Annotated in this window: 20 protein-coding genes; 13 read left to right on the forward strand and 7 right to left on the reverse strand. The window is 69.8% G+C overall.

The window, feature by feature from the left end:
• Window positions 1–11: 11 nt before the first annotated feature.
• The gene (locus ACIBEI_RS16580) at window positions 12–2,459 is read right to left on the reverse strand and encodes a glycoside hydrolase family 3 protein (RefSeq protein ID WP_398889255.1); all 2,448 of its coding nucleotides are present in this window, start codon (window positions 2,457–2,459) and stop codon (window positions 12–14) included.
• A gap of 113 nt (window positions 2,460–2,572) precedes the next feature.
• Here ACIBEI_RS16580 and ACIBEI_RS16585 point away from each other — a divergent pair, with 113 nt between their 5' ends.
• Complete coding sequence (locus ACIBEI_RS16585) at window positions 2,573–3,205, forward strand: TetR/AcrR family transcriptional regulator (protein ID WP_398889257.1); 633 nt, start codon at window positions 2,573–2,575, stop codon at window positions 3,203–3,205.
• Here the strand turns inward: ACIBEI_RS16585 and ACIBEI_RS16590 are convergent.
• Window positions 3,192–3,578, reverse strand: coding sequence for a RidA family protein (locus tag ACIBEI_RS16590; RefSeq protein ID WP_398889601.1), 387 nt, complete (start codon window positions 3,576–3,578; stop codon window positions 3,192–3,194). The two genes, ACIBEI_RS16585 and ACIBEI_RS16590, sit on opposite strands and share 14 nt — an antisense overlap.
• 111 nt (window positions 3,579–3,689) lie before the next feature.
• Between ACIBEI_RS16590 and ACIBEI_RS16595 the strand changes: the two genes are divergently transcribed.
• Together ACIBEI_RS16595 and ACIBEI_RS16600 are read left to right on the forward strand one after the other, a co-directional pair.
• Window positions 3,690–4,694, forward strand: coding sequence for a LysR family transcriptional regulator (locus tag ACIBEI_RS16595; protein WP_398889259.1), 1,005 nt, complete (start codon window positions 3,690–3,692; stop codon window positions 4,692–4,694).
• 106 nt (window positions 4,695–4,800) lie between these two features.
• Window positions 4,801–6,048, forward strand: a complete 1,248-nt coding sequence (locus tag ACIBEI_RS16600) for a pyroglutamyl peptidase (RefSeq protein WP_398889261.1) — start codon at window positions 4,801–4,803, stop codon at window positions 6,046–6,048.
• On the opposite strand, the gene ACIBEI_RS16605 is transcribed toward ACIBEI_RS16600, so the two are convergent.
• Together ACIBEI_RS16605 and ACIBEI_RS16610 are read right to left on the reverse strand one after the other, a co-directional pair.
• Complete coding sequence (locus tag ACIBEI_RS16605; protein WP_398889263.1) at window positions 6,038–6,844, reverse strand: EI24 domain-containing protein; 807 nt, start codon at window positions 6,842–6,844, stop codon at window positions 6,038–6,040. The genes ACIBEI_RS16600 and ACIBEI_RS16605 overlap by 11 nt on opposite strands.
• 592 nt (window positions 6,845–7,436) lie before the next feature.
• Entirely contained in the window at window positions 7,437–8,300 is an 864-nt protein-coding gene (locus ACIBEI_RS16610) for a hypothetical protein (RefSeq protein WP_398889265.1), read from the reverse strand.
• Between the two features lie 195 nt (window positions 8,301–8,495).
• Between ACIBEI_RS16610 and ACIBEI_RS16615 the strand changes: the two genes are divergently transcribed.
• Both ACIBEI_RS16615 and ACIBEI_RS16620 read left to right on the forward strand, forming a co-directional pair.
• Window positions 8,496–11,081: a M14 family zinc carboxypeptidase gene (locus tag ACIBEI_RS16615; protein ID WP_398889267.1), complete on the forward strand. Its 2,586-nt coding sequence runs from the start codon at window positions 8,496–8,498 to the stop codon at window positions 11,079–11,081.
• Between the two features lie 39 nt (window positions 11,082–11,120).
• The gene (locus ACIBEI_RS16620) at window positions 11,121–12,269 is read left to right on the forward strand and encodes a serine hydrolase domain-containing protein (protein ID WP_398889269.1); all 1,149 of its coding nucleotides are present in this window, start codon (window positions 11,121–11,123) and stop codon (window positions 12,267–12,269) included.
• A gap of 327 nt (window positions 12,270–12,596) precedes the next feature.
• Here ACIBEI_RS16620 and ACIBEI_RS16625 read toward each other — a convergent pair whose 3' ends face one another.
• A complete protein-coding gene (locus ACIBEI_RS16625) occupies window positions 12,597–13,016 on the reverse strand; it encodes an organic hydroperoxide resistance protein (RefSeq protein WP_398889271.1) in 420 nt (139 codons plus the stop codon).
• Window positions 13,017–13,122: 106 nt separating this feature from the next.
• On the reverse strand, window positions 13,123–14,145 hold the full coding sequence (locus tag ACIBEI_RS16630; RefSeq protein ID WP_398889273.1) for an NADP-dependent oxidoreductase: 1,023 nt from the start codon (window positions 14,143–14,145) through the stop codon (window positions 13,123–13,125).
• Window positions 14,146–14,280: 135 nt separating this feature from the next.
• Here ACIBEI_RS16630 and ACIBEI_RS16635 point away from each other — a divergent pair, with 135 nt between their 5' ends.
• Window positions 14,281–14,745, forward strand: a complete 465-nt coding sequence (locus ACIBEI_RS16635; RefSeq protein WP_398889275.1) for a MarR family winged helix-turn-helix transcriptional regulator — start codon at window positions 14,281–14,283, stop codon at window positions 14,743–14,745.
• 391 nt (window positions 14,746–15,136) lie between these two features.
• Here ACIBEI_RS16635 and ACIBEI_RS16640 read toward each other — a convergent pair whose 3' ends face one another.
• Window positions 15,137–15,850 carry a hypothetical protein gene (locus ACIBEI_RS16640; protein ID WP_398889277.1) on the reverse strand — a complete coding sequence of 238 codons (714 nt, stop codon included), beginning with the start codon at window positions 15,848–15,850 and terminating at the stop codon, window positions 15,137–15,139.
• Window positions 15,851–16,105: 255 nt separating this feature from the next.
• Between ACIBEI_RS16640 and ACIBEI_RS16645 the strand changes: the two genes are divergently transcribed.
• The 7 genes from ACIBEI_RS16645 (at window position 16,106) to ACIBEI_RS16675 (ending at window position 24,973) form a co-directional block, all read left to right on the forward strand.
• The gene (locus ACIBEI_RS16645) at window positions 16,106–17,266 is read left to right on the forward strand and encodes a mandelate racemase/muconate lactonizing enzyme family protein (protein WP_398889279.1); all 1,161 of its coding nucleotides are present in this window, start codon (window positions 16,106–16,108) and stop codon (window positions 17,264–17,266) included.
• 313 nt (window positions 17,267–17,579) lie between these two features.
• On the forward strand, window positions 17,580–18,593 hold the full coding sequence (locus ACIBEI_RS16650) for a zinc-binding dehydrogenase (RefSeq protein ID WP_398889281.1): 1,014 nt from the start codon (window positions 17,580–17,582) through the stop codon (window positions 18,591–18,593).
• Window positions 18,594–18,767: 174 nt separating this feature from the next.
• Window positions 18,768–19,736, forward strand: a complete 969-nt coding sequence (locus ACIBEI_RS16655) for a hypothetical protein (protein WP_398889283.1) — start codon at window positions 18,768–18,770, stop codon at window positions 19,734–19,736.
• 135 nt (window positions 19,737–19,871) lie between these two features.
• A complete protein-coding gene (chvE, locus tag ACIBEI_RS16660) occupies window positions 19,872–20,984 on the forward strand; it encodes a multiple monosaccharide ABC transporter substrate-binding protein (protein WP_398889285.1) in 1,113 nt (370 codons plus the stop codon).
• A 32-nt stretch (window positions 20,985–21,016) separates the two neighbouring features.
• Window positions 21,017–22,558 (forward strand): multiple monosaccharide ABC transporter ATP-binding protein, encoded by a 1,542-nt coding sequence (gene mmsA / locus ACIBEI_RS16665; protein ID WP_398889287.1) that lies wholly within the window; start codon window positions 21,017–21,019, stop codon window positions 22,556–22,558.
• Between the two features lie 5 nt (window positions 22,559–22,563).
• Window positions 22,564–23,808: a multiple monosaccharide ABC transporter permease gene (gene mmsB / locus ACIBEI_RS16670; RefSeq protein ID WP_398889289.1), complete on the forward strand. Its 1,245-nt coding sequence runs from the start codon at window positions 22,564–22,566 to the stop codon at window positions 23,806–23,808.
• A 100-nt stretch (window positions 23,809–23,908) separates the two neighbouring features.
• On the forward strand, window positions 23,909–24,973 hold the full coding sequence (locus tag ACIBEI_RS16675; RefSeq protein WP_398889291.1) for an aldose epimerase family protein: 1,065 nt from the start codon (window positions 23,909–23,911) through the stop codon (window positions 24,971–24,973).
• Window positions 24,974–25,026 lie beyond the last annotated feature (53 nt).

Genomic DNA, 25,026 nt, shown 5'->3' on the forward strand with positions numbered 1-25,026 from the left:
CGGCACCGGCATCAGTATTCGGCCGCCGCCCTCAGCCTGCGGTCGGCGAACGAGTGCGACGCCTCGATCTCGTATGAACCCTTCACCGGTGTCCAGGCGTCGGTCTCCTCGTCCCAGATCTCGAAGGCTCGGGCCGGGAGTTCGATGGTGACGGTGGCTGTTTCGCCCGGGAGCGCCTCTGCCGTCGCGAAGCCCGCCAGTCGGCGGGGCGGGCGGGTGGTGTCGGGCTCGGTGGGGGCCAGGTAGATCTGGACGGTCTCGCGGCCCTTGCGGGTGCCGGCGTTGGTGATGCGGACGGTGACCGTCCTGCCCGTCACCTTGATCTCGTCGTAGGTCCAGTCCGTGTAGCCGAGGCCGTGGCCGAAGGGGTACGTCGGGGTGCTGCCCTCCTTCTCCCAGGCCCGGTAGCCGATGAACACGTCCTCGGTGTACGGGAGTTCGCCGTCGGTGGGGGTTACCCGGGTGACCGGCGCGGCCTCCAGGGTGCCCCAGGTGGTGGGGAGGCGGCCGCCGGGCTCGTGGGTGCCGGTGAGGACGTCGGCGAGGGCGGCGCCGCCCTCCTGGCCCGGGAACCAGCTGAGGAGTACGGCGGACACGTCGTCGCGCCACGGGAGTTCCACCGGGGAGCCGGAGTTGACGACCACGACGGTGTTGGGGTTGGCGGCGGCCACCGCGTGGACCAACTCGTCCTGGCGGCCGGGGAGTCGGAGGTCCTTGCGGTCGAAGCCCTCGGACTCGACGCGTTCCGTCGTGGCGACCACGACGACCGCCGTGTCGGCGGCGCGGGCGGCCTCGACGGCCTCGGCGATCAGTTCGTCGGGATCGCGCTGCGGCTCCTGGTGGGTGAGCGTGAAGGCGACGACCTTCATGGGCACGTGCTCGGGAACGGAGACCACGTGGCTCAGTGAGACCTCGTAGGTGTCACCGGCGGTCAGGTCCACCGTGGCACGCTCGACGGGGGCGCCGAAGAACGTCACGAACGGGTCGTCCTTCTCGGTCCGTTGGACGTCGTCGAAGTACGTCGTGCCGTCGACCGTGAGCGTGAAGGCGCCGAGCCCCTTGATCCCGAAGGTGTGCCGGCCGCTCTCGCGCGGGGTGAAGGTGCCGGTCAGTTCGACGGTGTGGAGGTTGTCGTGGGTGACGCCTTCGGGCAGGTCGTCGCCCATCCACTGGAGGTGGCCGCTCGGCGCCGAGCCCGTGCCGACGACGGTGCCGGCGGAGTCGCGGCAGACCGCGCGCAGCTCGAACCCCTTGTCGGCGACGGCCAGTTCCTCGTTCGGGTCGGCGCCGACCGCGTATGTCAGCGCTCCCTCGGGCAGGGCGGCGGTGAGGCCGTCGAGCGGGGAGACGACGTGGGCCGGGAAGACGACGGCGGAGCCGCCGCCGAGGACGCGGGCGTCGCGGGCGGCGGCGCCGATGAGGGCGACCGACCGCCCCTCGGGGATCGGGAGAGCACCTTCGTTGCGTACGAGCACGAAGCCGCGGCGGGCGATCTCGCGGGCCAGGGCCTCGCCGTCGATGTCCGCGGGGAGTTCGGTGACCGCCGGCTCGGCGCCGTCCAGGATGCCGACGCGCGCGGCCAGGCGCAGGACGTTGCGCACGGCCTCGTCGACCTTGGCCTCCGCCACCTCTCCGGCGCGGACGGCGGCGGCGAGCTTCTCGCCGTACACGGTGGTCGGGCCCGGCATCGCGACGTCCAGGCCGCCCTCGACGGCGTCGACGGTGGAACGGGCGGCCATCCAGTCGGAGACGTTGAAGCCGTCGAAGCCCCACTCGCCGCGCAGGACTTCATTCACCAGGTAACGGTGTTCGGTCATCGTCGTGCCGTTGACCGAGTTGTAGGCGGTCATGATGCCCCAGGGGTGGGCGTTCTCGACGATCGCCTCGAAGGGGGCCAGGTAGAGCTCGCGCAGGGCGCGTTCGGAGACGACGTTGTTCACGGTGAAGCGGTCGGTCTCGGCGTCGTTGGCGACGAAGTGCTTGACGGTGGTGCCGACGCCGCCCTCCTGCACACCGGTCACGTACCCGGTGCCGATCCGCCCGGTGAGGTACGGGTCCTCGCTGTACGCCTCGAAGTGGCGGCCGCCGAGCGGGGATCGGTGCAGGTTGACCGTGGGGGCGAGCAGGACGTGGACGCCCTTGCGGCGGGCCTCCTGAGCGAGGAGGGTGCCGGCGCGGCGGGCCAGGGCGGGGTCCCAGGTGGCGGCGAGCGCGGTCGGGGACGGCAGGGCGATGGACGGGTCGTCGGCGGTCCAGCGGACGCCCCGTACACCGATCGGCCCGTCGGACATGACCAGCGATTTCAGGCCGATCTCCGGCAGGGCGGGCAGGGACCACATGTCCTGTCCGGCGAGCAGCCGCGCCTTCGCGTCCAGGTCGAGTTTCGCGAGCGCGGTCTCGACCACGGCCTCGCGTGCCTGGTCGGCCGGGGTGGACCGGGTTCCCTGCGCTCCCGCCATGGCGGTGCCTCCTCGTCGAAGTCCGTACCGTCCCTTCATCCTGCACGCGATACCTGTAGATCGGTAGGTTTAGTTACCTGTACGTTACTTTTGGCGACCCTGGGGGTGAGCCCATGTCGTACGGTGACGTCATGACGAGCAAGGCCCCCCGGTCGGCCAGGAGCGTGGAGCGGCGTGCGGAGATCCTCCGGTCGACGCTGGAGGTGATCGCCGAGCGCGGTTACCGGGGCGCGAGCCTGGCCGCCGTCGCGGAGCGGGTGGGGCTCACCCAGCAGGGGCTGCTGCACCACTTCCCCACCAAGGAGGCGCTGCTCGTCGCCGTGATGGCGGAGCGCGACCAGTGGGACGCGATGCCCGGCACCGGGCTGCGGCTCGATCTGCTGGGCCAGTTGGTCGAGTACAACGCGATGCGGCCCGGGATCGTGCAGACCTTCTCGGCGCTGCTCGGCGAGAGCGTCACGGAGGGGCACCCGGCCCGCGAGTTCTTCACCGAGCGGTACGAGGTGGTGCGCGCGAACATGGCGCAGGTGCTGCGGGCCGAGTACGGGGAGCGGCTGCCCAGCGGGCTCACGCCGGAGCGGGCCGCTCCCCTGCTCGTCGCGGTGATGGACGGGCTGCAGTACCAGTGGCTGCTCGCGCCGGAGTCGGTGGACATGCCCGCGGCGTTCCGGGACTTCCTCACGCTGCTGGGCGAGGGTCCTGGTCCCGGCTCCGCTCCCTCCGGCCCCGGGGTCAGCGGGGGCTGACGGCGGCGACGACCTCCACCTCGACGAGGGCCTCCGGCTTGAACAGCCGGGACGCCTCGAAGGTCATGCTGGTGGGGGCGGTCCCGGTGAGGAACTCCCGTCGTACGGCGCCGTATTCGTGGAGCCTGCCGATGTCCGTCAGATACGTACGGATGTTGATGACGTCGGCGAGGGTGGCTCCGTGCGCCTTGAGCAGGGCGTCGATGGCCTCGAAGACTCCGCGGGACTGTTCGGCCAGGGTGTCCCCGTCGGCGACCTGTCCGGAGAGGTACAACATCACTCCCCCGCCGTCGAGTTCGACCCGGGCGACCTGGGAGTAGTAGGCGTTGGCGGGCTGTGGGGCGGAGGGCGGGTTGTCGAGCGATATCTGCATCTTCACGTGTTCCTTCGGCGTCCTTCGTGCACGTCTCCTCTTTCACGTGTCCTCTTGCACGTGCCCTCGACGCTAGGCAGGGGCAGCCGATGCGACAAGCGAATGTCTAGCATGACTGCCATGCAGATACCGCATGCCGAACGTGATGCAGACGCCCTGGTCGGCGGAGCCGTGGGGGTGGGAACCGGCGGCCCGGACGACATACCCGACCTCTCGACCGTATGGCTGCGTGTGTTCCTGGAGGTGGCCCGGCACGGGTCGTTCACGGTGGCCGGGCGGGTGCTCGGCTGGACGCAGTCGGCGGTGTCGCGGCAGGTCGCCTCGCTGGAGGCGGCCCTTGGCGGGACCCCGCTCTTCGACCGGCTGCCGCGAGGGGTGCGGCTGACGGGGGCGGGGCGGTCGCTGGTACCGCACGCCGAGGCCGTCACCGCCCGACTGCGGGACGCCGGACGGGAGTTGGCGTCACTGCGCGAGGCATCGAGCGGAAGACTGCGGGTCGGCGCGTTCGCGACGGCCGACGCGGCGCTCGTGCCCCGCGCCATCGCCGCCTTCCGTGCCCGGCACCCGGGGGTCCGGCTCACCCGCGAGGAGGGACTGACACCGGCCCTCCTCGACCGCCTCACCACCGGCGACCTCGACCTCGCGGTCGTCTCCACGACGGGCCGCGCCCCGCTGGAAGCCCACGAACTGCACCACCTCCTCGACGAGTCCCTGTACGTGGCCGTCCCCGCCGCCCACCCACTGGCGGGCCTCCCCTCCGTCGAGCTGTCCCAACTCGCCGACGCAGACTGGATATCCGGCAGCTCCCGCCCCGAGGGCACCCTCCTCGACATGGCTCTGCGGCACGGTTTCCGCCCGCGCGTGGCACATGTCGTCGCCGAGTGGACGGCCAAGCAGGGGTACGTGGCCGCCGGCCTCGGGGTGACCCTGATCCCGGCGCTCGCCGCCGAGTCCGTACGCCCCGACATCGTCCTCCTCCCGGTCCGCGACGAGGAGGCTCCGACCCGGGCGGTGTACGCGGCGACGGTCCGGGACAGCCACCAGGAGCCGTCCACGCGGGCTTTTCTGACCGCCTTGCGCGAGGCGGCGGCGAAGATTCCCGGACCTCGCACCTGACTCGCGCGCCCCTCCGGTCACGCGGCATGGCGCACGCCCCGTCCGTCACGCATACTGCGGCCATCCGACGACGGCCCCCACTCGCGACGGAAGGACCTGAACTACCTTGACGCACATACGTGTTCAGCTCGGCGCCCTCGGCCTGGCCCTGCTGACCGGCCTCGCGGCCCCGCCCGCCCACGCGGCGGAGGACCCCGCCGCCGCGCCCACCGTGGAGGAGCGGCGACTCGACAAGGCGGCACCCCAGGAGATCCTGGCCCGCTCCGGATTCGCCACGGTGACACCGGAGTTCGTACGAGCACTGGGCAAGGCCCGTTCGTACGCGCAGGCCGAGCGTGTGGTCGAACGGCAGGGCGCGCGGCTGTGGCAGCGGGCGGTGGACCGCGCGCAGGGCCGGGGCCCGGCGGGCGGCGACCTGAGCCGGGACGACGACCGCCCGCTGTACTGGGCGCGGCTCGGCATGACCCGTGAAGTACGCCAGTGGGAGCCGCAGTTCGGCCTCACCGAAGCCCAACGGACGCGCCTGCTCGCCTCACTCGAGCGCACCTCCCGCGGGCAGGACACCATCCGATACCCACACTCCAAGGGCGTCAAGCGCATCCTGGTGACCGGCTTCGACCCGTTCACGCTGGACCGGGACATCCGGATCTCCAACCCGTCGGGAGCCACGGCCCTCGCGCTCGACGGCACGGTGATCGAGACGGCGGACGGCCCGGCCCGCGTCGAGACCGCAGTCTTCCCGGTCCGCTGGCAGGACTTCGCCGACGGCACGGTGGAACGCACCCTGCGCCCGCATCTCCCCCGCGTCGACCTGTTCACGACGGTCAGCCAGGGCCGGGTGGGCCGGTTCGACGTCGAACGCACCAACGGGGCCTGGCGGGGCGGCTTCGGGGACAACGAGAACCTCTCCCGCACCGAGACGATCCCGGTGACCGACCCGGCCTCGCAGCCGCAGTGGACGTCGACGACCTTGCCGTACAAGGACATCGTGGCCGCGAGCACGGGCCGCTTCCCCGTGTACGACAACACGTCGGTGACCGAGATCCCGGCGGGCGGCACCACTCCCGTCGTACGCCCCCAAGGACCGACACCCGGCTCGACCGCCCGCGCGGGCGGCGGCGGCGACTACCTCTCCAACGAGATCGCGTACCGCGCGACGCTGCTGCGGGACCGGCTGGGCCTCACCGCCTCGCTCCCCGGCGGTCATGTCCACACGCCGGTCCTGCAGTTCGGGACGGGCAACACGGATCCGGCGAGCGGGACGGTCACCGACCCGCAGTTCATCCAGAACCGGCTGGACATCATCGCCCAGGTCCGGTCGATCCTGAAGGTGGCGGCGGACGTCACCGACTGAGGCGCCCGACCTGCTCGCCCTCGTCCTCTCCCTCGTCCCCTTCCTCGCGGGTCTCCTCGCCCCTCAGACCGCGGGCCATCAAGGTGGCGCCCGCGACCGCGCCGGGCATCAGGAAGACGGCGACGAAGGGGACGAGGAAGGCGAGGGCCAGCGGGGTGCCGAAGCCCCAGATCAGCCTCTTGCGGGAGCGGAGCATGGTGAGGCGGTCGCTGAGTACGACGCCGCGGCGTTGCAGGGCGACCGCCGTCAGTTCCTCGGTGAGGAAGAAGCCGGTGACGAAGAATCCGATCACCGGGACGACCGTCTGCCCGACGAAGGGGACGAATCCGAGCGCGAACAGCAGCACGCCCCACACCAGGGCCCTGGCCACGACCCGGAGGCTGTCCCGTGCGGAGATCAGTAGCTCGCGCCACAGGGGCAGGCCCGATTCGGGGGCCGTGCCGTCCGGGGAGACGTCCCGGTCCACCTTCTCCGAGAGGTTCTCGTAGAAGGGCTGGCCGAGGAGGAGCGTCACGGCGGTGAACGTGATCACGGAGAGGAGGAGGGCGAGGGCGAAGAGGACGGCTGTCAGGAATCCGCGGAAGAGGCCGAGCCAGGGGCTCGACCAGTCGTCGGCGAAGGGGGTGGCCCAGGCGGTGAAGTCCGTGCCCCAGAGGGCCAGGGCGGTGAGGGCGGCGGCGTACAGGACGAGGGTGATGAGGCCCGGGATCAGTCCGAAGCCGAACTGCTTTCCGTGGCGGGTCACCCATCGCTGTCCCCGCACCAAGTAGCCGAACCCCACGCCAAGATCATGCATACCTGCACCATACCGGGGGCTCCGCCGGGTGGTCCGGGTGCCTGCGGGCCCGCTGCGGCTTGTCGCGCAGTTCCCCGCGCCCCTAAAGACACCGGTGCCTGGGCCGGTTCGCCGTGTGCGGGTCCATCGTGGTTGCTCGCGCCGTTCCCCGCGCCCCTAAAAGCACCCGTGCCCAGGCCAGTTCGACACGTGCCGGTCCGTCGTGGTTGCTCGCGCCGTTCCCCGCGCCCCTAAAAGCACCCGTGCCCAGGCCAGTTCGACACGTGCCGGTCCGTCGTGGTTACTCGCGCCGTTCCCCGCGCCCCTAAAAGCACCTGTGCCCAGGCCAGTTCGACACCTGCGCGTCCGCCGCGGTTGCTCGCGCCGTTCCCCGCGCCCCTGAAGGGGCACCGGCCGGAGGGGACGTGGCGGGATGTGTGGCCGCAGCTTACGGGGACATGGGGAGGCGGTCGGCTTGGAAGTGGGGGTTGCGGCCTCCGCTGCGGGCGGACATTCCGACGCGGCCCCGCACCCGGACGACGAGCCGAAACCCCCAACCACCCCAGGGGCGCGGGGAACTGCGCGACCAGCCACAACGAACCCGCAGACGAAGTCACACGGGATGGACCGCCACCACAACCCCCCGCTCCGCCGCAGGCGACACCGCCGCGGAAACCCGCACCGCCCCCGCCCGAGCCACCCTCCCCACCCGCGACGCGGACACCAGCAACAACGGCTGAAGGCGCTCAAGGCCGGACACCACGAACTCCTCCCCCGCGACGAGCAGGGGACGCCCGGCCTTCAGGCCGGCGGCAGCCGCCTCCGTGAGGTCCGCCAGCGGCGGCAGAGCCGCCCGCACAACCCCCGCCCCCGCCGCCGCGGCCCGCTCGGCCAAAGCGACCTGCAACGGCACCAGCGGAGCCAGCGCCGCGGTCAACGCGTCGGCGATCCGCCGCAGTTCGGGGGACGAGTCCCGCAGCACATCCGCCGCGGCCCGGATCAACGGCGCGAGCGCGAGGAGCACAGCGGCCACCACCCCCGCCCCCGCGGGCAGCAGCGGCGACGACGCGTCCACCAGTTCGCCCAGCGCCTCCGCGGCCTCCTCCACCGCGGGCTCCACCGCGTCGAGGACAGGCAGCAGACTGTCCCCGAGCGCCGTGAGCAACGCCTGCGCGGGCTCGCTGACCGGATGCACGGCGAGCGGCGCCCCACTCGTCCCCAGCCGCGTCAACGTGTCCACGATCCGGTAGAAGGCCTCCTGGGCTTCAGGCGAGGCGCTGGCCTCGGCCAACTCGGCAGTCGTCTGCCGCAGCACCCGCAGCACCTCCGCCCCCGAACCGTCCCTCGGATCAAAGGTGTTGATCGCGATACGCGTGATGTTCCCCGCCGTGTCGAGCAGTTGCCCGGTGATGTCGGTCGTGTTGCGCGCGATACGTGCCACGTCATCCCTGCTGGGGAGCGACGGAATCGTTGCCATGGACTCTCCTCGCCTCACCCACAGCATGCCCGCTCCACCAACACCCGGACCCACCATCCGCGGCAATCCGCCGCAATCCACGACAACCCGTGGCCCCCGTGACGCCAACGCCCTCTTGTTGCACGTGAGTCGAACAGGTAGACCTCCGCGTACCGATGTCCAGGCATGTCCACAGCAACTCCAGCGGAGGTACGCGTGCGTCTACCGAGACCCGCCCTGATCGCCACGGCCACCGCCACCGCGGCGGCCGCGCTCCTGCTCACCCCGAACGGCGCCGTCGCCGACCCCACGCCCCGGCCCGCATCCCAGCCCGCACCCCCGGTCCGCGAGGGCTCAAGCCTCTCCGATCCCTCCGACCGGGCCGCCGCCAAAGCCCCGGAGAGCACCACCGACCGCGCCCTCACCGCCCCGGTCACCGAACTCACCGACGGCACCGGAACCGCCGGAGGCACCCGCGGCTACCCCCGCGAGCAGGTGCTCACCCCGGACCCGGAGAACCCGGCCGACAAGTCCATCAAGCTCGGCCTCACCCCGTACCACGCCATCGCCCCGAAGCTGAACGCCCTCCAGCGGCTCGGCGACCGGGTGAGCGTGGAGGTCGCGGGGCGTTCGGCCGGCGGCCACCGTCTCTACCTGGTCACCGTCACCGCGCCGGAGTCCACGCGCCAGGCCCGCGCCCAGGAGCGTATGCGCGAACTGATCGAGAACGCGCCCTCGGCCGCCGCCAAGGACCCGTCGGTCAAGCGCACGTACAAGACGCCCGTCTTCTTCAACAACAACATCCACGGCAACGAGTGGGAGGGCACGGATGCGGCCCTCGGTCTCATCGAGAAACTCGCCACGGCCCAGGACCGGTCCACCACCGATCTCCTCGCTCGCAACCGCGTGTACTTCAACATCACCGCGAACCCGGACGGCCGGATCGCCGGCACCCGTGCCAACGCCAACGGCTTCGACCTGAACCGTGACTTCGTGACCGCCTCGCAGCCCGAGGTCCGCGCGATGCGCCAGATCGCGATCGACAAGCAGCCGGCCGTCATGGTCGACCTGCACGGGTACGTGAACGGCACGCTCATCGAGCCCACCACTCCCCCGCACGGCGAGAACTACGAGTACGACCTCTTCCTGAAGAACACCTACGCCAACGCCCTGGGCATGGAGGCCGCCGTCAACGGCCTCGGCTATACGCCCGCCAAGGACGGTGTGGAGCCCGCCCAGATCCCGTTCCGGGACCAGGAGGAGGGCTGGGACGACTGGCCGCCGATCTTCACCCCGCAGTACATGCCGTTCCACGGCACGGTCGCCGCACACACGGTCGAGTTCCCGATGGCGGTGAACAACGACGAGTACGACGAACTGCCCGTCGCCGAACTGCGCCGCCGCTCGGCGATCAACGTGGCCATCGCGGGTGCGGCGATGCGCGCGAGCCTCGACTACACCCAAACCCACCGCACTTCGCTCATCGCCGACCAGATCGAGGTCTTCCGGCGGAGCGTCACCGGCGCCGCGCAGGTCCCGGTGTCGCCGGAGACCGTTCCGGGCGTGCCGGGCATCGGCCCGGAGGACGTCTACACGACCGACTTCCCGCGCGCGTACGTGATCCCGGCAGGCACGAAGGCACAGCGCTCGGCCCCCGCCGCGGCCCGGCTCGTCGACCACCTGCTCGCCAACGACGTCCAAGTCCGGCGCGCGACAAAGGACTTCAGGCTCGGTGGGAAGACGTACGCGAAGGGCTCGTACGTCGTCGATCTGCGCCAGCCCAAGCGCGGTATGGCCAATGTGATGCTGGCGGACGGGCGGGACATCAGCGACAAGGTGTCCGTCATGTACGACATCTCGGGCTGGAGCCTCGGCCGGCTGTGGGGCGCGACGGTCGACACCGTACGGACGTCCTCGTCGAAGCTCTCCGTCCCGGACCGTGCGGTCCACGAGGCCGCGAACGTCGGTTATGTGGCGCCTCGCGGCACGCTCCGGCTGCGGCTCGACGACGCGCGTGAGATCGCGGCCCTCAACTCCCTTCTCGCGGACGGGGTTTCGGTGCGCCGGGCGGCCGACGGCAGCGCGATCGTGCCTGCCTCGGCCCGTGCGAAGGCGGTGGCCCTGGCGAAGAAGTACGACGTGGCCTTCGACGCGACGAAGACGACCGGCACCACCCCGCTCCACCGGGTACGGGTCGCCGCGGCCGTCACGCCGGGCGAGCTGTTCGCGCTCCGCGAGATGAACTTCGACGTCGTCCCCGTCTCCACGGCGATCCTCAACGCGGGCTTCGACTGGTCGAAGGCGGACGTGCTGTTCGCCTCCGCCGGTCTGAACCACGCGGGCCTCAACACGGCCGCACGCGCCGCCCTGGACGCCTTCCTGGACCGTAGGGGCCTCGTCGGCCGCGGAGCCACCGGAGCGGCCCTCAACGCCGCCACCGGGCTTCTCGCGGTCGAGCCGGTCGAGGACAACGGTGACGCCAACGGCGTGGTGCGCGTGGTCAATTCGGACGGCGGAGTGACCTCCGGCGCCCCGGACCACAGCTTCGTCTACGCGCCGCTGTGGTTCACGGACCTCGGCCCCGGGGTCCGTGTGGAGCAGTCGTACGCGGCCGGCAACCCGCTGGTGTCCGGGCACTGGCGTGCCCTGGAGGACGGCAGCGGCGGTCCGGCGCAGGCCGCGGGCCGGGCCTCGGTGGTCAGCGGGCCGCATGCCGTCCTGTTCGGCACCGAGCCGCTGTTCCGTGATCACCCGAAGGGGCAGTTCCCACAGGTCGCGCGTGCTTTGCTGACCGTGTCCTGAGGGACGTTCCCAGGGCATCGTGACACGAGGAGAGTACGGATGACACAGGAGATCCACGGCACCGTCGCCGAAGGCTTCGAGGCGGTGCGCGAGGAGTTCGCGTCCGTCGTCGCCGCCGAACGCCCGGACTACGCGGGCCAGTTGAGCGCGTACGTTCGGGGGCGGCGGGTCGTCGATCTCTGGACCGGCGCGGACACGGACGGCGACACGCTGTTCGGTGTCTTCTCCTCCACGAAGGGGGCGGCCCATCTGGTGGTCGCCCTGCTCGTGCAGGACGGGACGCTGGACCTCGACCGTGAAGTGGCCCACTACTGGCCGGAGTTCGCCGCCGAGGGCAAGGGCGCGGTGACCCTGCGGGAGCTGCTCGCGCACCGGGCGGGCGTGGTCGGGGCGGACGCGGGCTTCACGGTCGAGGAGCTGGCCGACGACCGGGTGGTGGCCGAACGCCTCGCCACCCAGCGGCCGTTCTGGCGGCCTGGCTCGGCGTTCGGCTATCACGCGCTGGTGATCGGTGCGCTCACGGGTGAGGTCGTACGGCGTGCGACGGGTCGTACGCTCCAGGAGCTGTACGAGGAGCGGGTCCGTGCGCCGTACGGGCTCGGGTTCTATCTGGGGCTTCCCGAGTCGGAGGAGCACCGGTATCTCCCGGTCCTGCCGATGGCGCCCACTCCGCCGGAGCAGGCACTGCTGGACGCCACGCCCAAGGGGCCGCACACCTTGTCGTCCATCGCGTTCAACGAGCACGTGCCGGGGGCCGAGCCGCTGATGGACTTCCCCAACTCCCGTACCGTGCGCGCCCTTGGCTCCGCCTCGGCGGGCGGGGTCGCCTCCGCGCGGGGGCTCGCCGGGATGTATGCGGCGGCGATCAGTGAGGTCGACGGGCGGGGGCCGCTGCTGAAGCCGGACGCGGTCGCCGAGGTGGGGCAGATCCATTCGGTCGGGTACGACCTGGTTGCCCGCGTCCATAAGTCGTACGGGCTCGGGTTTCAGGCCACGGCCGACATGTGGCATCCGTTTTTGGGGGCCGGGGCGTTCGGGCACAGTGGGGCGGGGGGATCGCAGGGGTTCGCTGATCCGCGGAGTGGGCTTGCGTATGGGTATACGCGGCGGCGTTGTGCGTTTCCCGGTGGGGCCGCGCCGGAGAATCAGCGGTTGGTTCGGGTGGTTCATGAGGGGGCGCTTTCTTGAGCGGCCCCTCATGAACCGGGGGTTGTGTCGAGGGTGCGGGGTGGTGGGGGCTGGTCGCGCAGTTCCCCGCGCCCCTAATAAGCCGGTGGCCGGGGCCGGTTGTCGGGTGACCGTCCGATTGGGTTGCTCGCGCAGTTCCCCGCGCCCCTAGAAGCACCGGTGCCCAGGCCTGTTTGTCGGTGACCGTCGACCTCGGTTGCTCGCGCCGTTCCCCGCGCCCCTAAAAGACCAGGTCCGTTTGTCGCGTGACCGTCCGCTTCGGTTGCTCGCGCCGTTCCCCGCGCCCCTGAAGACTCCGGTGCCGAGGCTGCCCGCAAGGGTCGGTGGTCAGGTCAGGGTGACTGTGATGTTGCCCTTGGTTGCCTTGGAGTAGGGGCATACCTGGTGGGCCTTGGCCAGGAGGGCTCGGGCAGTGGTGGGGTCCGTGTTCGGGATCTTGGCGGAGATCTCGACCATGAGGCCGAAGCCGTCGGCGTTCTTGCCGATGCCCACCTTCGCGGTGACGGTCGAGCCGGTGATGTCGGCCTTCTCCTGGCGGGCGACGACGGCGAGGGCGCCCTGGAAGCAGGCGCTGTACCCGGCGGCGAAGAGCTGCTCCGGATTGGTGCCGGTGCCGCTGCCGCCCATTTCCTTGGGCGGGTTGACGACGACGTCGAGCCTGCCGTCATCGGTCGCGACGCGGCCGTCGCGACCGTTCTCGGCGGTGGCGACGGCGGTGTAGAGGACGTCGGTCTGCTGGATGGACATGCGGTGGCTTCCTCCTTGGTCCGCCACGACTCGCGCCCACGACCCGCGACAGTTTCGGAAAGAAGTTACCGCATGTCGGAAGTTCAGCAGAAGCCCGGAGGCAGAGTCAGAGCTTGACGATCATCTTTCCGGTGTTCTCGCCGCGCAGGACGCCGAGGAACGCCTCCAGGTTGTTCTCGATGCCCTCGACGACCGTCTCGCGGTACTTGAGCTCGCCGGAGGCGACCCAGGGGCCGACCTCCTGGACGAACTGCGGCTGCAGGTCGTAGTGGTCGCCGACGAGGAGGCCCTCGATGCGGCCGCGGGTCGCGATGAGGCGGGCGAGGTTCTTCGGGCCGGGGGCGGGCTCCGTGTTGTTGTAGACGGAGATCATCCCGCAGATCGCGATCCGGCCGTGGAGGTTGAGGGAGCCGATCGCGGCCTCCAGGTGGTCACCGCCGACGTTGTCGAAGTAGACGTCGATGCCGTCCGGGGCGGCCTCCCTCAGCTGCTGGCTCACGGAGCCGTTCTTGTAGTTGAAGGCGGCGTCGAAGCCGTACTCCTCCACCAGGAGCTTGACCTTCTCGTCGGAGCCGGCGGAGCCGATGACGCGCGAGGCGCCCTTGAGCTTGGCGATCTGGCCGACCTGGCTGCCCACGGCTCCCGCCGCGCCGGACACGAAGACGGTGTCGCCCTCCTTGAAGGAGGCGGTGCGCAGCAGACCCGCGTACGCGGTGAGGCCGGTCATGCCGAGGACGCCGAGGTACGTGCTCAGGGGCGCCGCCTCGGGGTCGACCTTGACGGCGCTCTTGGCGTCGAACGTGGCGTGGTCGCGCCAGCCGAAGAAGTGCAGGACGCGGTCGCCGACCGCGAAGCCCTCGGCGTTCGAGGCGATGACCTCGCCGACGGCGCCGCCCTGCATGACCTTGCCCAGCTCGAAGGGGGCGGTGTACGACTTCGCGGCGCTCATGCGGCCGCGCATGTACGGGTCCACGGACAGGTACTCGTTGCGCACCAGGAGCTGGCCCGGGCCGGGCTGCTTCACCTCGGTCTCGACCAGGGCGAAGTCCTCGGGCTTGGGCCAGCCGACGGGGCGGCTGACGAGGTGCCATTCGCGGCTGGTGGCGGGGAGCACGGGGGTGTCGGTCATGGGAGGGCGCCTTTCCGTGGGACAGCGGCTCTGAGCGGTTCTGAGTGGTTCTGACGTCGCAAATATTTCAGTACGTGAAACAATGATGCGCCTGAATATTTCATGATGTCAAGTAACGGGGGTAGCCTGGAGCGCATGTCCACGCAGAAGACTCCCCGGATCGACCCTCTGACAGTCGAGGTCGTCGACCTGATCGGCACGGTGGTTGCGCGTTACCACGAGGAGTACGAGGAGGCGGCGGCGGAGCATGCGCTGACCGGGGCGCAGGCCCGGCTGTTGAGTCTGCTCTCGCTGGAGCCGTTGCCGATGCGGCGGCTGGCCCAGAAGCTGAAGTGCGAGCCGTCCAATGTGACCGGGATCGTGGATCGGCTGGAGGCGCGGGGGCTGGTCGAGCGGCGGCCCGATCCGGCGGACCGGCGGGTGAAGCTGGCCGCTGTGACGGTGGAGGGGTTGGGGGTTGCCCGGAGTCTGCGGGATTCCCTGCGGTTTGCTCGGGAGCCGCTTGCGGGGCTCTCCCGGGAGGAGCGGGTGTCTTTGCGGGGGTTGCTCCTGCGGATGCTGGACGGCTCCGCCGGGGTGGGTGGACCGGGCGGTTCGTAGACCGCGGGCCGGTGGGGGCTGGTCGCGCAGTTCCCCGCGCCCCTAAAAACCGGTGGCCCAGCCCGTTTGTCACGCGACCGTCGACTTCGGTTGCTCGCGCCGTTCCCCGCGCCCCTAAAAGACCAGGTCCGTTTGTCGCGTGACCGTCCGCTTCGGTTGCTCGCGCAGTTCCTCGCGCCCCTGAAGGGGCGCCCCAGGTCGAGCCGCGCCCTCTAGGGGCGCGGGGAACTGCGCGAGCAACCCAGACCGGGCCGTCACACGACAAACGGGCCAAGGCACCGGTTCTTTTAGGGGCGCGGGGAACTGCGCGACCAGCCCCCACCGGCCCGCACCCGGCGGCCCACACCCGGCGGCGGATCGACCTCGGGCCCCGCCCTCAGGGAGCCGCAGGCTATGAGCACCACCACAGGAAACGGGTGCACGTTTCCGTGGGGGTCGGGTCCGGGGTGGGGTCCTCCGCCGTGGGGGCCGGGGCCTGGGTGCCAGGGTCCGAGGGGGTCGTGTCGCCCGGGGTGGTCTCGTTCGGGGCGGGGGTCGAGGTCCTGGGGCCGGTCGAGCGGGACGGGGTGGCCGATTCTTTCTCGTCCTCGTCGTCCTTGTCCTTCTTGGACTTCTTCGACTCCGACGCCGACGGGGAGGCCGAAGGGGCCGGGGACTCCCCACCCGCCCCACCGGAGGAGCCATCCCCGTCGGACGACGACGAACCGTCCGCGGAGGCCGAGGAACCGGACGACGCCTCGTCCGCCGCGGCCGCCTTCGGCTCGGAGGAGGGGGCCTCTATACCCAGCTCGGCCAGACTGAGCCCGCCCGCCGCGAGCAACAGCCCCGCCCCCACGAGCAGCAACCGCTTGCGCCGCCGCCGGTGCAGCGCCGCACGCCGGTCGCGCCGGCTCGCGCGGACCCCTCGACCGCCCCGGCGCCGGGACCTGCGTCCACGTCCACCCGCCGGCTCGTCGCCCTCGGGGTCGTCGTCGAGCTCGTCGACGTCGCCCTCGCGGTCCTCCAGGGAAGCCGCGTACTCCCGGCACGCTTCGGCCGATGTACCGCACCCCGGGCAAGCGAGGGCGCCATTGAGGTGCCTTTGGCACGGGTGGCAGTAGTCCATGACGCCGGAAGACTAAACTCCGCGCAGGTCACGTTCACAGTCACAGCTGTGAAAGTTCTGTGCTGAACTGCCCGTTCCGGTTGGGCGAGTTGAGGACAGGCCGGACCATTCGCCGCCTTCCAGTGCCATCGCGTCGAAACCGTTGTGCGTTCGACCCATTGACACTGCCGCCGCCGAATCCTTACTGTCTGGCCAGCATTTCGAACGTGTGACGAAATTTCGAACAGAGCCATAGAGCCACAAGGGGCAATTTCCGTGCGCATCACCGGAATCAGCACACACGTGGTCGGGACGCCGTGGCGCAACCTGACCTATGTCCAGGTGCACACCGACGAGGGCATCACCGGAGTCGGCGAGACCCGCATGCTGGGGCACACCGACGCGCTGATCGGCTATCTGCGGGAGGCGCAGGCCAATCACATTCTCGGTTCCGACCCCTTCGCTGTCGAGGACCTCGTGCGTCGCATGAAGTACGGCGACTACGGGCGGGCCGGCGAGATCGTGATGTCCGGCATCGCCGTGATCGAGATGGCGTGCTGGGACATCAAGGGCAAGGCCCTGGGCGTACCGGTGTGGCAGCTGCTGGGCGGCAAGGTCACCGACCGGGTGAAGGCGTACGCGAACGGCTGGTACACCACGGAGCGCACTCCGGAGGCGTACCACAAGGCCGCTCAGGAGGTCGTCGCGCGCGGGTACAAGGCGCTGAAGATCGACCCGTTCGGGACGGGTCACTTCGAGCTCGACCACGAGCAGTCGCTGTACGCGGTCTCGCTGATCGAGGCGGTCCGGGACGCCATCGGCCCCGAGGCCGAGCTGATGCTGGAGATGCACGGCCGCTTCTCTCCTGCCACGGCGATCCGTCTCGCGCGCGAGCTGGCGCCCTTCAAGCCGGCCTGGCTGGAGGAGCCGGTCCCGCCGGAGAACCTGAAGGCGCTGGAGAAGGTGGCGGCGAAGGTCGACATCCCGGTCGCGACCGGTGAGCGCATCCACGACCGCATCGAGTTCCGTGAGCTCTTCGAGAGCCAGGCCGTGGACATCATCCAGCCGGATGTCGGCCACCTCGGCGGCATCTGGGAGACCCGGAAGCTGGCGGCGACCGCCGAGGCCCACTACGTACTCGTGGCGCCGCACAACGTGGGCGGCCCGGTCCTCACCGCCGCCTCGCTCCAAGTCGGCTTCACCTCCCCGAACTTCAAGATCCTGGAGCACTTCAACGACTTCGCGGACGCGGAGATCAAGAAGGTCGTGAAGGGGGCCCCGCAGGTCGTCGACGGCTACTTCGAGCTGTCGCACGAGCCGGGTCTCGGCGTCGAGCTGGACACGGACGCGGCGGCCGAGTTCCCGCAGCAGCAGGCCCGCTTCGACCTGTGGGCGGACGGCTGGGAGCAGCGCAAGCCGAAGGGCGGCGGCAAGTGACGGCGCCCGGCACCGGGGTGGACCACGGGCCGCGGACGGCCGAGCAGGCCCGTCGGGGTCCAGGGGGCCACCGCGCGCCCGGGCGAGCGCGCGGCTGTGTCCTGTGCGGCTCCACCGCGGCGGCGCCGACGGCGAGGGGCAGCCTCTCGCGGCTTCACCGTCACGCTTCCCGCGAAGCGCTCGGGCACCGCCGCAACGCGCAGCTGTGGTCGTGCACCGTCGCGGCGGACCGGAGGGGTGCCGGCCACCCCTTCGAAACCCCGGCACACGGCACCGCCATGGACTCGACCCGTCTCACCGCCACGGAGCAGTCATGAGCACCCCCGCGCAGGCCGTCGTGATCGAGGCCCCCGGCGAGCATCGGCTGGCCCCCCACGAGCCCGTGGCGCCCGCCGCCGGAGAGGCGCTCGTACGGGTTCACGCGAGCGGTATCTGCGGCAGTGACCGCGAGGTGTACCAGGGCAACCGGCCCGAGGGGTACGTGCGTTATCCGCTGACGCCGGGGCACGAGTGGTCCGGCACGGTCGAGGCGGTCGGTCCCGGGGTCCCGGAGGGCCTGGTGGGCCGCAAGGTGGTCGGTGAGGGCTTCCGCAACTGCCAGGTCTGCGACCGTTGCCACGAGGGCGAGACAACGTTGTGCACGGCCGGCTACGAGGAGACGGGCTTCACCCGGCCCGGCGCCATGGCCACCACGCTCACGCTGCCCGCCCGGCTGCTGCACGTCCTGCCGGAGGACGCCGATCTGACGGCGGCGGCACTGCTGGAGCCCGCGGCCTGCATCGCGGCGGCGGCGCTCAAGGCGAACGCGCGGCCCGGCGAGCGGGTGGCCGTCGTCGGAACCGGGACGCTCGGCATGTTCGCCGTGCAGTTCCTGAAGGCGGGTTCGCCCTCGGAGCTGCTCGTGGTCGGCACCCGCCCGGACCGCGAGGAACTCTCGAAGACGTTCGGCGCGACCGACTTCCGCACCCGGGACCAGGAGTTGCCCGACGACTTCGACGTGGTGATCGAGACGGCCGGGTCGGCGACCGCCGCGACCACCGCCGCCTCGCTGCTGAGGCGCGGCGGACGGCTCGTCCTCACCGGGATCCCGGCTCCGGGTGCCGAGGGCCTCGACCCCACCGATCTCGTCGTACGTCAGCTGGAGGTGCACACCGTGTTCGGGGCGCCGCCGGAGGCCTGGGCGCACACGGTGCGGGTCTTCGGTGCCGGTCTCCTCGATCCCCTTCCGCTGGTCACGCACGAGCTGCCGTTGGACGAGTTCGCTCACGCCATCGAGCTGGTGGGGTCCGGCGACCCGAAGGTCGGCAAGGTGCTGCTGCGGCCATAGGGTCTGTCCCGGGTTTCCCGTGACCGACCCCGGGCCCGCGGTACCGGCCGCCCCCGATCCGTACGCCGGTACGGAGACCTGACGCTCCGTACCGGCGTACATCCACCGCCACGAACCACGTCCGGCACATCGAACACAAATTCCGCCAAAGCCAGCTCCAGCTAAGGACAGCTCGTGACCGACGCTTCTCCCAAGGCGGCCCGTCGACCCGGTGAGCAGGCGCTCGCCGCGCTCGGCCTGGGCGCGCCCGCCCTCTCCCCCGCCGACGCCTCGCCGCACGCCTTCCCGGAGGGCGGCCGCTGGCGCACCGAGATCCCCTCGTGCGAGGGGCCGGAGGCGCTCGCCGTGGTCCTCAAGGAGTCCTCGCGGCTCGATGTGCCGATCCACCGGATCAGCCAGGGCAGCGGCGTCTGGATGCTGACCGACGCCGAGATCACCGAGATGGTCGAGGCCACCGAGGAGCGCGACATCGAGCTGTGCCTCTTCACGGGCCCGCGCGGCACGTGGGACATCGGCGGCTCGACCCGTACCGACTCGCGGGGCGGCGGTCTGCGCGCCCGTGGTCACGATGCGGTCGCAGGATGTCTTGAAGACGCCCTACGTGCAACAGAGTTGGGCGTAAAGTGCCTCCTCGTGGCTGACGAGGGCGTGCTGTGGACCTTGCACAGGGCCCGCGTCGCCGGGATCATCCCGGCGGACACGACGCTCAAGGTCTCGGCACTGATAGGCCCGGTCAACCCGGCCGCGTACGCCGTGTACGAGCAACTCGGCGGCGACTCCATCAACGTGCCGAGCGATCTCACGCTCGACCACCTGACGGAGATCCGCCGGGTCAGTGCAGCCCCCATGGACATGTACATCGAGGCCCCCGACGATCTCGGCGGGTACGTGCGCATGTACGAGGTCGCCGAGCTGATCCGCCGCGGCGCCCCGCTGTACCTGAAGTTCGGCCTGTCCAAGGCTCCCGGGATCTACCCGTACGGCCATCACATGCGGGACGTGACGCTGTCCACGGCCCGGGAAAGGGTGCGGCGCGGCCGGCTCGCCCTGGACCTGCTCGCGCGGCACGGGGCGGACGGCGACATGGCGCCGCTCGGCTCCCGGCTGCCGGGCGAACTCCAACGGTTTGACATTCCCTCATAACGTTCCGAACACACCCCCTTCACAAAAGACGACGCGGCCGAACACAATCCCACACACTTGCTCTCGGTCCGTTCCTCGCTCCGGCTCCTCACAGCTCCAGACCGAGCCCCGTCAGAAACATCAAGGAAGATGATCATGCGCAATCGCAAAGCAGCGCTTTCCGCCATAGCCGCGGCCGCCTCCCTGGCCCTCACCCTCTCCGCCTGCGGGCAGGACAGCGACGGCGGCAGTGAGGACACGAAGGGAGACGCGAAGGGCTCCACCGTCGGCATCGCGATGCCGACGAAGTCCTCCGAGCGGTGGATCGCCGACGGCGCCAACGTGGAGAAGAACCTCAAGGCGGCCGGCTACAAGACCAAGCTGGCCTACGGCGAGGACGACCCGGACACCCAGGTCTCGCAGATCGAGAACATGATCACGCAGGGCGTCTCCGCCCTGATCATCGCGGCGATCGACAACAAGTCGCTGAACAACGTTCTCCAGCAGGCCAAGGAAGCCGACATCCCGGTCATCTCCTACGACCGCCTGATCCTCAACTCGCCGAACGTCGACTACTACGCGTCGTTCGACAACGAGAAGGTCGGCGAGCTGCAGGGAACCCAGATCGTCGAGAAGCTCGGTCTGAAGGACGGCTCGAAGAAGGGCCCGTTCAACATCGAACTCTTCGCGGGCTCCAACGACGACAACAACACGCGGTACTTCTTCGACGGCGCGATGAAGATCCTTCAGCCGTACATCGACAAGAAGCAGCTGGTGGTCAAGTCGGGCCAGACGAAGCTGACCCAGGTCACCACGCTGCGCTGGGACGGCGGCACCGCCCAGAAGCGCATGGACGACGTGCTCACCGCGGCATACAAGAAGGACCGGGTCGACGCGGTGCTCTCGCCGTACGACGGCATCTCCATCGGCATCCTGTCGGCGCTGAAGTCGGACGACTACGGCTCCAAGGCCAAGCCGCTGCCGATCGTCACCGGACAGGACGCCGAGGTCGCCTCACTGAAGTCGATCAAGGCCGGCGAGCAGACGGCGACCGTCTTCAAGGACCTCCGTGAGCTCGCGAAGGTCGCCGCGAACATGGTCGACTCGGTGCTCAACGACAAGAAGCCCGAGATCAACGACACCAAGTCGTACGACAACGGCTCGAAGGTCGTGCCCGCGTACCTGCTGACCCCGGTGAGCGTCGACAAGAGCAACTACCAGAAGGTCGTCATCGACTCCGGCTTCATCAAGGCCGACGCAGTCAACTAACCGCCACCCCCTAGGGATTGGAAGGCACGACCATGGCGGGACCCGTCCTGGAAATGCGCTCGATAGTCAAGACCTTTCCGGGCGTCAAGGCGCTCTCGGACGTCTCCCTGAGCGTCCGGCCGGGCGAGGTCCACGCCATCTGCGGTGAGAACGGCGCCGGAAAGTCGACCCTCATGAAGGTCCTCTCCGGCGTCCATCCGCACGGCAGTTACGAGGGCGAGATCCTCTTCGAGGGAGAGGCCTGCTCTTTCAAGGACATCCGGGCGAGCGAGCAGCACGGCATCGTGATCATCCATCAGGAGCTCGCCCTGGTGCCCTATCTCTCCATCGCGGAGAACATCTTTCTCGGCAACGAGCACGCCACGCGCGGGTTCATCAGCTGGACCGAGACGCTCAAGCACGCGACGGAACTGCTGCGCAGGGTCGGGCTCAACGAGCACCCGGACACCCGCGTCGCCGACATCGGCGTGGGCAAGCAGCAGCTCGTCGAGATCGCGAAGGCGCTGTCGAAGAAGGTGAAGCTGCTGATCCTCGACGAGCCGACAGCGGCTCTGAACGACGAGGACAGCGGCAAGCTCCTGGACCTGATCCTTGGTCTGAAGGAACAGGGCATCACCTCGATCATCATTTCGCACAAGCTGAACGAGATCGAGCGGGTCGCGGACTCGGTGACGATCCTGCGCGACGGGCGGTCCATCGAGACTCTCGACGTGAAGGCCGCCGAGACCACCGAGGACCGCATCATCAGCGGCATGGTCGGACGCGACCTCGACCACCGCTTCCCGGACCGCACCCCGCACGACACGGAGGTGGGCTCGGCACCGGCGCTGGAGATCCGCAACTGGACCGTCCACCACCCGATCGACCAGCAGCGCAAGGTGGTCGACGACGTGTCGATCCAGGTGCGCCGCGGCGAGATAGTCGGCATCGCGGGACTCATGGGCGCCGGGCGCACCGAGCTCGCGATGAGCGTGTTCGGGCGCACCTACGGCCGGTACGCGAGCGGCACCGTCCTCAAGGACGGCACGGAGATCCGTACGAAGACCGTGCCCGAGGCGGTCAAGCACGGGATCGCGTACGTGACGGAGGACCGCAAGCACTACGGCCTCAACCTCATCGACACGATCAACCGGAACATCTCACTCAGCTCGCTGGGCAAGGTCTCCAAGGGCGGTGTGGTCGACGAGCACCAGGAGCGGCAGGTCGCCGAGGGCTTCCGCAAGTCGATGAACATCAAGGCTCCGACCGTCTTCGAGCCGGTCGGCAAGCTGTCGGGCGGCAACCAGCAGAAAGTCGTCCTCAGCAAGTGGATCTTCGCGGGTCCGGACGTGCTGATCCTGGACGAGCCGACCCGCGGAATCGACGTGGGCGCCAAGTTCGAGATCTACACGGTCATCGACAAACTGGCCGCCGAGGGCAAGGCGGTCGTCTTCATCTCCTCCGAGCTGCCCGAACTGCTCGGAATGTGCGACCGCATCTACACGATGGCCGCCGGACGGCTGACCGGTGAGGTCCCGCGGGCCGAGGCCACGCAGGAAGTGCTGATGCGTCAGATGACGAAGGACAAGAGGTAAGAGCGATGAGCACGAACGTGACCGCCAAGTCCCCCGCGCCGGCGCCCGCCGGCAAGGGCGACTCGACCGGGGGCGACGGCCTGCTGCAGCTGATGATCGACGGTATGCGCCGCAACATGCGGCAGTACGGCATGCTGATCGCTCTCGGTCTGATCGTGGTGCTGTTCGCGGTGTGGACCGACGGCGACCTGCTGCTGCCGCGCAACGTCTCCAACCTGGTGCTGCAGAACAGCTACATCCTGATCCTCGCGATCGGCATGATGCTCGTCATCATCGCGGGCCACATCGACCTGTCGGTCGGTTCGCTCACGGCCTTCGTGGGCGCGGTGGGTGCCGTGCTGATGGTCAACCATGACGTCGCCTGGCCGCTGGCCGTGGTGCTGTGCCTGCTCATGGGCGCCGCCGCGGGAGCCATGCAGGGGTTCTTCATCGCGTACCTCGGCATACCGTCCTTCATCGTCACCCTCGCCGGCATGCTGACCTTCCGCGGTCTGACGGAGATCTTCCTGGAGGGCCAGACGGTCGGCCCGTTCCCCGAGGGTCTGCAGAAGGTCTCCAACGGCTTCCTTCCCGAGGTCGGCCCGGACACCAACTACCACAACCTCACGCTGCTCCTCGGCTTCGCCGTGATCGCCTTCGTGGTGCTCCAGGAGGTCCGTGACCGCAGGCGCCAGCAGGAGTTCGCGCTGGAGGTGCCGCCCGCCAAGCTCTTCCTGCTGAAGATCGTGGCCCTGGTCGCCGCCGTCCTCACGGTGACGATGATGCTCGCCAGCTACAAGGGCGCCCCGGTCGTCCTGATCATCCTCGGCGTCCTCGTCGTCGGCTTCGGCTATGTGATGCGCAACGCCGTCATCGGCCGCCACGTGTACGCGATCGGCGGCAACCTGCCCGCGGCGAAGCTGTCCGGTGTGCGGGACAAGAAGGTCACCTTCCTGGTCTTCCTCAACATGGGCATGCTGGCGGCGCTGGCCGGTCTGGTCTTCGCGGCCCGCTTCAACGCGGCCTCGCCCAAGGCCGGTCTGAACTTCGAACTGGAGGCGATCGCCGCCTCGTTCATCGGCGGCGCGTCGATGAGCGGCGGCGTGGGCACGGTCCTCGGCGCGATCATCGGTGGTGTCGTCCTCGGTGTTCTGAACAACGGCATGAACCTCGTCGGCGTCGGCAGCGACTGGCAGCAGGTCATCAAGGGCCTGGTGCTCCTCGCGGCGGTCGGCTTCGACGTGTGGAACAAGCGCAAGGTCGGTTCGTAGCGTTGCCGGTGGGGCCTCGCGGGCGCACGCCCGCGGGGCCCCATTTCTCTGTGTACGGCTTCTTTACGCACCGCGGCAGCAGGCAAGCCCTGGAAGACAGTTGGAGGACAGGACGGCCGTGAAGGAACTTTTCGGAACGCTCGCCGACGGCACGAAGGTCCACCGCTGGTCGCTGGAGAACGGCGGCACCCGGCTGAAGGTCCTCTCGTACGGCGGAGTCGTCCAGTCGCTGGAACTCCCGGACCGCCACGGCCGGTACGCGAACGTGTCGCTCGGTCTCGGGACGATCGAGGAGTACGAGGCGTCCAGCCCGTACTTCGGCGCCGTCATCGGCCGGTACGGCAACCGCATCGCCGGCGGCAGGTTCACCCTCGACGGCGAGACCCACCAACTCCCGGTCAACAACGGCGGGAACAACCTGCACGGCGGGCCCCACGGCTTCGACAAACACGTGTGGGCCGTGGAGGAGTTCACCTCCGGCCCGGACGTGGGTCTGGTCCTGCGCCGCACCAGCCCCGACGGCGAGATGGGCTACCCCGGCACACTGACGGCGAAGGTCACGTACACGCTCACCGGGGACGGCGACTGGCGGATCGACTACGAGGCCACCACCGACCGGGCCACGGTCGTCAACCTCACCAACCACGTGTACTGGAACCTCGCGGGCGAGAGCGGCGGCCCGGTCCACGACCATGAACTGACGATCGCCGCGTCCCGCTTCACACCGGTCGACGCGAGCCTCGTCCCCACCGGCGAACTCGCCGAGGTCACGGGCACCGCCTTCGACTTCCGTACGCCGAAGACCGTCGGCGAGGATCTCGGCCGAACCGACCGACAACTCCTGCACACGAAGGGGTTCGACCACAACCTGGTCCTCGACAAGGGGCTCACGGAGCGGCCCGAGCACTTCGCGACCCTCCGCGAACCGGTCTCCGGCCGCACCCTGAGGATCGCGACGACCGAGCCCGGTGTGCAGTTCTACTCGGGCAACTTCCTGGACGGCGACCTGGTGGGCCCCGGCGGCCGGGCATACGGTCCTGGCAGCGCGCTGTGCCTGGAGACCCAGCACTTCCCGGACTCGCCGAACCGCCCGGAGTTCCCGTCGACCGTGCTCAGGCCTGGCGAGACGTACCGCTCGACGACCGTCCACTCGTTCAACTTGTGACCATCCTTCACAGGTGGTTCACAATTTCCACATCGATTCACAGTCGTTGAACA

It is taken from the genome of Streptomyces sp. NPDC050988 (genome assembly GCF_044456225.1).
In the GTDB taxonomy this organism is placed as follows: Bacteria; Actinomycetota; Actinomycetes; order Streptomycetales; family Streptomycetaceae; genus Streptomyces.